The organism is Streptomyces sp. LS1784, assembly GCF_020103755.1.
Lineage (GTDB): Bacteria > Actinomycetota > Actinomycetes > Streptomycetales > Streptomycetaceae > Kitasatospora.
Map to the genome: position 1 here is coordinate 1 of NZ_JAHSQD010000397.1, position 7657 is coordinate 7657.

5 protein-coding genes are annotated in these 7657 nt (G+C 73.4%); all 5 read left to right on the forward strand.

The window, feature by feature from the left end:
- Window positions 1–2514: non-ribosomal peptide synthetase (locus KS423_RS32365; protein ID WP_224283320.1), on the forward strand; the 2514-nt coding region annotated here is incomplete at its 5' end.
- 33 nt (window positions 2515–2547) lie between these two features.
- Window positions 2548–2982: a nuclear transport factor 2 family protein gene (locus tag KS423_RS32370; protein WP_224283321.1), complete on the forward strand. Its 435-nt coding sequence runs from the start codon at window positions 2548–2550 to the stop codon at window positions 2980–2982.
- 166 nt (window positions 2983–3148) lie between these two features.
- On the forward strand, window positions 3149–5056 hold the full coding sequence (locus KS423_RS32375; protein ID WP_224283322.1) for a non-ribosomal peptide synthetase: 1908 nt from the start codon (window positions 3149–3151) through the stop codon (window positions 5054–5056).
- Entirely contained in the window at window positions 5053–6288 is a 1236-nt protein-coding gene (locus tag KS423_RS32380; protein ID WP_224283323.1) for a cytochrome P450, read from the forward strand. Before KS423_RS32375 ends, KS423_RS32380 begins: the two co-directional genes overlap by 4 nt.
- A 133-nt stretch (window positions 6289–6421) precedes the next feature.
- Window positions 6422–7180 carry an alpha/beta fold hydrolase gene (locus tag KS423_RS32385; RefSeq protein ID WP_224283324.1) on the forward strand — a complete coding sequence of 253 codons (759 nt, stop codon included), beginning with the start codon at window positions 6422–6424 and terminating at the stop codon, window positions 7178–7180.
- The last annotated feature ends 477 nt before the right edge of the window (window positions 7181–7657 follow it).

A 7657-nucleotide genomic window follows, 5' to 3' on the forward strand; every position in this document is an offset into this window, starting at 1 on the left:
CGCTCGGCGCCCGCCTCGGACGGCTTCCTGCGCCGTACCGGCAGCCTCGACGCGCCCACCCTGGCGGCGCTGCGGCGGGCCGCGCGACCCGCCGGGGCGAGCTGGCCCACCGCCTTCACCGCGACGGTCGCCGCGTACCTCCACCGCCTCAGCGGCGAACGGGACATCGTGCTCAGCATGCCGGTGACCGGGCGCACCGGCTCCGCCGCGCCGGCCGTACCCGGCATGGTGGCGAACGTGGTGCCGCTGCGGCTGCGCGTCCACCCGGAGCAGGGGCTGTCCGCACTCGCGCGACAGGTGGCCGAGGAGGTCGCCGCCCTGCGCCGGCACCAGCGCCACCGCAGCGAGGACCTGCGCAGGGAGCTGGATCCGGCAGGGTCGGAGCGGGTCCTGTTCGGGCCCGTCGTCAACATCATGTCCTTCTACTACCACCTGGACTTCGCGGGTGTCCGGGCCACCGTGCACAACCTGTCCAACGGGCCGGTCGAGGACCTCTCGTTCTCCGTCTACGACCGCTCCGACGGCACCGAGCCCCGGATCGACGTCGACGCGAACCCCGCGCTCTACACCGAGGCCGAACTCGCCGCCCACCAGCAGCGGTTCCTCCGCTTCCTGAACGCGGTGGCCTCCGCCGACCCGGACCGGCCGATCGGCCGGCCCGACCTCCTCACCCCCGAGGAGCGGCACCGGACCGTCGTGGCCGCCAACCGCACCACGCGGCCGCTGCCGCACCCGACGGTGCCGTCGGCCTTCGCGGCCGAGGCCGCGCGCAGGCCCGACGCGCCCGCTGTGGTGTGCGGGGAAACCACCCTGTCCTACGCGGAGTTGAACGCCCGGGCCAACCGGCTGGCCCACCGGCTCATCACCCTGGGCGTCCGCTGCGACAGCACGGTGGCCGTGCTCATGGAACGCTCCGTCGACGTGGTGGTGTCGGTCCTGGCGATCAGCAAGGCCGGCGGCGCCTACGTGCCGCTGGACACCCGGGCCCCGACGGCCCGCCTGCGCCGCGTCCTGGACGACACCGGGGCGGTGGTGCTGCTCACCCACCGGGCCACCCGGGACGACGCCCTGTCCCTCGGCACACCGGGTGTCGTCGTCGACGCCGACCCCGGCCTCGCCGACCAGCCGGCCACCGACCCCGTCGTGCCGCTGCGCCCGGACCACCTGGCGTGCGTCCTGTACACCTCGGGCTCCACGGGCACGCCGAAGGGGGTGGCCCTGAGCCACCGCAACGTCATCAGCCTGACCGCGCAACGCTGTTGGCGCGAGGAGGACGGCCCGCGCGTCCTCGCGCACTCCCCGCACGCCTTCGACGCCTCGACCTACGAGTGGTGGGTGCCGCTGCTCAACGGGGGCCGGGTGGTCGTGGCCCCGCCCGGCGAGCTGGCGCTCGCGGACCTCCACCGGCTCATCGTCGACCACCGGGTCGGCGCGCTGTGGTTGACGGCCGGGCTGTTCCGGGTGTTCGCCGAGGAGTCCCCCGGCACGCTGGCCGGGGTCGGCCAGGTGTGGACCGGCGGCGACATCGTGCCGGCCGACGCGGTACGGCGCGTCCTGGCCCGGTGCCCGGACTCCGTGGTGGTCGCCGGGTACGGCCCGACCGAGGCCACCACGTTCACCACGCGCCGGGTGCTCCGCCCCGGCCAGGCCGTGCCCGACGTCGTCCCCCTCGGCCGACCGGTGGACAACAGGCAGGTGTACGTCCTGGACGAGGCGCTGTCGCCGGTGCCGCCGGGGGTGGCCGGCGTGCTGTACGTCGCCGGTGCGGGCGTGGCGCGCGGGTACCTGAACGACCCCCGCCGGACGGCCGGCCAGTTCGTGCCGTGCCCGTTCGGCGAACCGGGCGAGCGGATGTACCGAACGGGCGACGTGGTCCGCTGGAACGCCGAGGGGGAGCTGGAGTTCCTCGGCCGCGCGGACGAGCAGGTCAAGCTCCACGGCTTCCGCATCGAACTGGGCGAGATCGAGGCGGTCCTGGCCGGGCACCCCGCCGTCGCCCAGGCGACCGTGGTCGCCGGACCGGGGCCCACTCCCGGCAGGCGTCTGATCGGCTACGTCGTCCCGGCCGGCGACGCGGGGCTCGACCCGGCGTCGGTGCGGGAGCACGCCGCCGCGGCGCTGCCGGACTACATGGTGCCCTCGGCGATCGTCACGCTCGACGCCTTTCCCCTGACGCCCAGAGGGAAGATCGACCGGGCCGCGCTGCCCGTCCCCGACCCCGCACCGGCACCGTCCGGGCCCGGGCCGCGAACCCCGGCGGAGCGGACGATGTGCGCGCTGTTCGCCGAGGTGCTCGGCCGGCCCGCGGTGGGCGTCGACGACGGTTTCTTCGCGCTGGGCGGCAACTCCCTGCTCGCGACCCGGCTGGTCAACCGGGTGCGGGTGAGGTTCGGCCGTGAACTCACCCTCGGCGCCCTGTTCCAGGCACCCACGCCGGCGCGCCTGGTCGAAGCACTCAAGGCGGCCCCGGACGCCGCGGCCGTCCCGGAACTCTCACCACGTACACGACTCTGAGCCCCTGACGGCGATCACAGGAAGCACCTCGGCATGGTCCACACCCTCTCCCAGCCCGACGAGACACCGGCACTACCCGAAACCCCGACCGCCGCAGCAACCCCGACGATCCCGGCGCTGGCGGTGTCCCAGGTCCGCCGGTACTACCGGCTCGTCGACGCCGGGGACGTACCCGCGCTGGTCGCCCTGTTCACCCCGGACGCCCGCTACCACCGCCCCGGCTACCGGCCCATGGTCGGACACGCCGAACTCGAACGCTTCTACCGCGACCAGCGGGTGATCCGCTCCGGCGTGCACACCCTGGCCACCGTGGTCACGACCGACGACGAGGTGGCGGTGCACGGCCTGTTCCGCGGCGTGCTGCACGACGGCGACGAGGTCGAGCTGCGGTTCGCGGACTTCTTCCGGATGACGCCGCAGGGCCGCATCGCCACGCGGGACACCTTCTTCCACGTGCCGGCGGTCTGAGCCGGTGGCCGCACCCGGTGGCACCGCGCACGGCGTGCCGCGCACCGGCCGCCACCGCGACCGCCCACCGAACAGCATCGACGGCCGCCACGGCGGCGCCGACGGCCCACGCGGTCGCGCGTTCAACCCCGACGGGGACACTTCAGCACAGGAAAGCGGGAAGCAGTTGACCAAGACGGTCCTCACCTCCGACATCCCGGCGTTCGTCGGCAGCGGACGGCCACCGTTCGACGCCCGGGCGATCCACGAGCTGGTCGCCGAACAGGCGGAGCGGGCCCCGCACGCGCCCGCCGTCACCTGCGACGGACGGACCCTGACCTACCAGCAGCTCAACGACCGCGCCCACCGGCTCGCCGGGCGGCTGCGAGCGACCGGACTGGCGCAGGAGGACGTCGTCGGCGTGCTGGTGCCGCGCTCGCCGGAGCTGATCGTGGCCCTGCTCGCCGTCCTCATCGCGGGCGGGGCCTACCTCGGACTCGAACCGGACGACCCGGCCGCCCGCCACGCGCTGCTGCTCAAGGACGCCCGCGCGGGCATGGTGATCACCGAGGAGGCCCTGCGGGAGCGGCTGCCCGGCACCGTCGTCACGGTGACGGAAGGCGGCCCGACGCAGGAGCCGGCCACCGGGCCGGCGGTCCCGGCCCGCCCCGGCGACCCGGACCGGCTCGCCTACGTCAGCTACACCTCCGGCTCGACCGGCGAGCCCAAGGGCGTCGGTGTGCCCCACCGGGCGATCGACCGGCTCGTCCGGGGCGCGGACTGGGTGGACGTCCGCGCCGAGGACGTCTTCTTCCACCTCGCGCCGGTCGCGTTCGACGCGTCCACGTTCGAGATCTGGACCCCCCTCGTCAACGGCTGCCGGCTGGTCCTCTTCCCCCCGGGCGCCATCACGCTGGAGCACGTGGCGCGCGTCGTCCGGGCCGAGCGCGTGACGGTCCTGCTGCTGACCACCGGGCTCTTCCACCAGATGGCGAGCTCCCACCCGGAGGCGTTCACCGACGTCCGGCACGTCCTCACCGGGGGCGACGTGGCCTCGCCGGGCCACGTCCAGCACCTGCTGGCCCGCCACCCGGGGCTGCTCTTCACCAACGGCTACGGACCGACCGAGAACACCACGTACACGACCTGCTGGACCAGCAGCACCCTCCCGGAGCTGCGGAGCGTGCCGATCGGCCGCCCGATCAGCGGCACCAGGGTCGCCGTGCTCGACGACGAGCTCAGGCCGGTGCCCGTCGGCGAGTGCGGGGAGCTGTACGTGGCCGGGGCGGGCCTGGCCCGCGGCTACCTGGACCGCCCGGCCGCGACGGCCGAACGGTTCCTGCCCGATCCGTTCGGCACCGAGCGGGGGGCCCGGATGTACCGGACCGGCGACCTCGTGCGCTGGCTGCCGGACGGCACGCTGGAGTTCGTCGGACGCGCGGACGACCAGGTCAAGGTCCAGGGCTACCGCGCCGAACCGCGCGCCGTCGAGGTCGAGCTGGAACGGCTCCCCGGGGTGCGGCACGCGGTCGTGCTGCCGCAGCCCGATCCGGCGGGCGGCACCCGGCTGCTGGCCTACGTCGTGCCCGCGGAACCCGGTCCGGCGGGCGACGCCGACCTCGGCCGGCGGCTGCGCCACGAACTGCGGGACAGGCTGCCGGACTACCTGATCCCCTGGGCGATCCTCGTCCGTCCCGAGCTGCCGGTGAACCGCAACGGCAAGATCGACCGCCGGGCACTGCCCACCGCCACCCGGGTACCGCGCAACGTGCCCAACGAGTTCGTCCCGCCCCTCACCGAGGTGCAGACGCGACTGGCCGACCTGTGGGGCGACGTCCTCGGCGTCGAACCGGTCGGCGTCGACGACGACTTCTTCGACCTCGGCGGACACTCCCTGCTGGCCACCGACCTCCTGGTCGCCACCCAGCGCGAGTTCGACGTGGACCTCCCCGCGCAGACCCTCTACATGTCGCCGACCATCGCCGAGCTGGCGACGGCCCTCACCGCGCGGATGCGGACGCCGGGCCCGGACGGCCCGACGGACGGCCCGACCGGGGGCCCGGCCGACGCGGCACAGGAGGAGCAGCCCCGATGACGACGGTCCCCCCGACCACGCGCTGCCCGGTCCTCGCCCCACAGCCGGTCGACCTGATCGACCCCGACCTCTACCACGAGGGCGGGGCGCACGAGGTCTGGCGACGGCTGCGCCGCGACGCCCCGGTGAGCTGGCAGCCGGTCGGCGACATCGGCTACTGGTCGATCGTCGGCCACGCCGACGCCAATCGGGTCCTGCGCGACCACGCCACGTTCACCTCCGAACAGGGCACCCTGCTCAACCTCCTCGGCAAGGGCGACCCCGCCGGCGGCCGCCAGATGGCCGCGACCGACCCGCCCCGGCACGCGCACCTGCGCGGCCCGCTGCAGCAGGCGCTGTCGATCAAGACGGTGGAGAACGACCGGGAGGCCATCCGCCGGGTCGTCGTCGAGCTGCTCCGGCCGTTGGCCGACGGCGGCCCGTACGACTTCGCCGCCGCCATGGCCACGCTGCCGATGGCGGTGATCGGCACCATGATGGCGCTGCCGGAACAGGACTGGCCGCGGCTGGTCCGGCTCGCCCACGCCTGCATCGCCGCGGACGACCCCGAGTTCCAGCTCGCCGACGGACCACGGGCCACCCTCGTGACCGCCCACCGCGAACTGTTCGCCTACTTCCAGGACATCGTCACCGAGCGTCGGCGCGCACCGGGTGACGACCTGATCAGCGTGCTGCTCACCATGGAACTGGACGGACGCCGACTGTCGCCGGGCGAGATCGTGTCCAACTGCTACAGCCTGCTGCTCGGTGCGACCGTCACCACCGCCCAGCCACCGATCGCGGCGATGGTCGAACTGGCCGGGACCCCGGTCCTGGACGACTGGGCGGCCCACCCGGAGCTGCTCGGCAGCGGCGTGGAGGAGGCACTGCGATGGGCTTCGCCCACCCAGCACTTCATGCGCCACGCCACCCGCGACGTCGAGATCCGGGGTGTGCCGATCCCCGCGGGGGACGCGGTCGTCGTGTGGCTGGGGTCGGCCAACCGCGACGAGACCGTGTTCGCCGACCCGTACACCTTCGACATCCGACGGCGACCCAACAAGCACATCGCCTTCGGCGTCGGCGCGCACTACTGCATCGGCCACACCGTCGCACGGGTGGCCCTGCGGATCCTGTTCGCCGAACTGCTCGGCCGGTTCACCGGCTTCGAGCTCGCCGGGGCACCGCGGCGGATGCGCTCGAACGTCATCGCGGGCTTCACGCACCTGCCGATCACCGCGCGGACCCGATAGGAGCCGGCACCTCGCCGCCGCCTGTCGGCACCACGGCCACCATCATCACGGCCACCAGCACCACAACCGTCTTCACCGCTGCCGCATCACCGCAGCCGAACCCGAGAAGAACCCCCCACACGGAAGGTCATCAGTGGACGCTCCGACGGCCCGTACCCGCAACAAGTGGTTCCTGCGCGAGCCGTCGCCGGTGGCACCGGCGCGGCTGTTCTGCCTGCCCTACTCCGGGTGCGGAGCGAGCATGTACCGCCAGTGGCCGTCATCGGTCGACGGCGTCGAGATCTGCCCCGTGCAGCTGCCCGGCCGGGAGAACCGGATGCGCGAGCCCGCCCACACCACCTACGAGGCGATGGCCGACGACCTCTGCGAAGTGCTGCGCCCCTACCTGGACCGTCCCTACGCACTGTTCGGGCACTGCGGCTCCGCGTTGGCGGCGTACGAGACCGCCGTACGGCTGGTCCAAAGGGGCTGCCCCGCCCCGACCCAGGTGTTCGTCTCCGCCGAGGTCGCGCCGCAGGACGGCCCCTACGGCCGCTTCCTCGGCATGAGCGACGACGAGCTGGCGGCCGAACTGCGCCAGCTCGTCGCGGAACTGGGCGGCACCCTGGAACCGAGCCTGCTCGCGCTCTACCTCGGCGTCCTGCGGAACGACGTCGACATGAACAAGCGGTATCACGTGGCCGAGCCGGTCCGGCTGCCGTGCCCGATCACCGCCATTGGCTGGAGCGAGGACACGGGCATCGCGCCGTCGCTGATGACCGGCTGGTCGGCCTGCGGCGAAGCGACTTTCGAACTCCTGGAGGGAGGCCACTACCGCTTCATCGAGGCGCCGGCGGAACTACTGGCGCTCCTGGTAGCGGATCTGACGCCCACCCGTTCCCGCACCTTCTGACACCGGACTGTCGGCCTACCCCTTGCAGGACTGCTCGGCGTGGGCCGCGCGGCGCTCAGCTCGTCCGGACCCACACGGTCGACGTGCCGATGATCGGGCGCCAGTCGGCTTCGAATGCGCGGCCATGATGTGCGCGCCAGGCGCCTGATCCCGATCTGACTGTACGTCAGACAAAACGCGCCGCTCAAGCACCGCAAGGGGGGGTGAGCACCCGACCATGCCAACCGTGATCGTCGCACTGCGTATGCTCATCCGCCGCGCGGCCCCGCGCTACCGCTGGGATGGCCGCCCCACCACCAAGCGCCTGGAGTAACGCCTACGGACGGGCGCCCTTGACTGTGGGCTGCGTCTTCTGGTTGTAGATCTCCTTGCCGTCCGTGTTGTAGGCGTGGACGTAGGGGGCCGGGGGGAAGGAGTTCCCGTTGTGGCCGGTGGAGATGGCCGCCGTGTAGACGAACGCGCCGCCTGCCATGACGG

Excerpts from the sequence above, each read along its gene's own strand:
- KS423_RS32370 (WP_224283321.1), top strand. The coding sequence starts at position 2,548 with ATGGTCCACACCCTCTCCCAGCCCGACGAGACACCGGCACTACCCGAA.
- KS423_RS32380 (WP_224283323.1), top strand. The coding sequence starts at position 5,053 with ATGACGACGGTCCCCCCGACCACGCGCTGCCCGGTCCTCGCCCCACAG.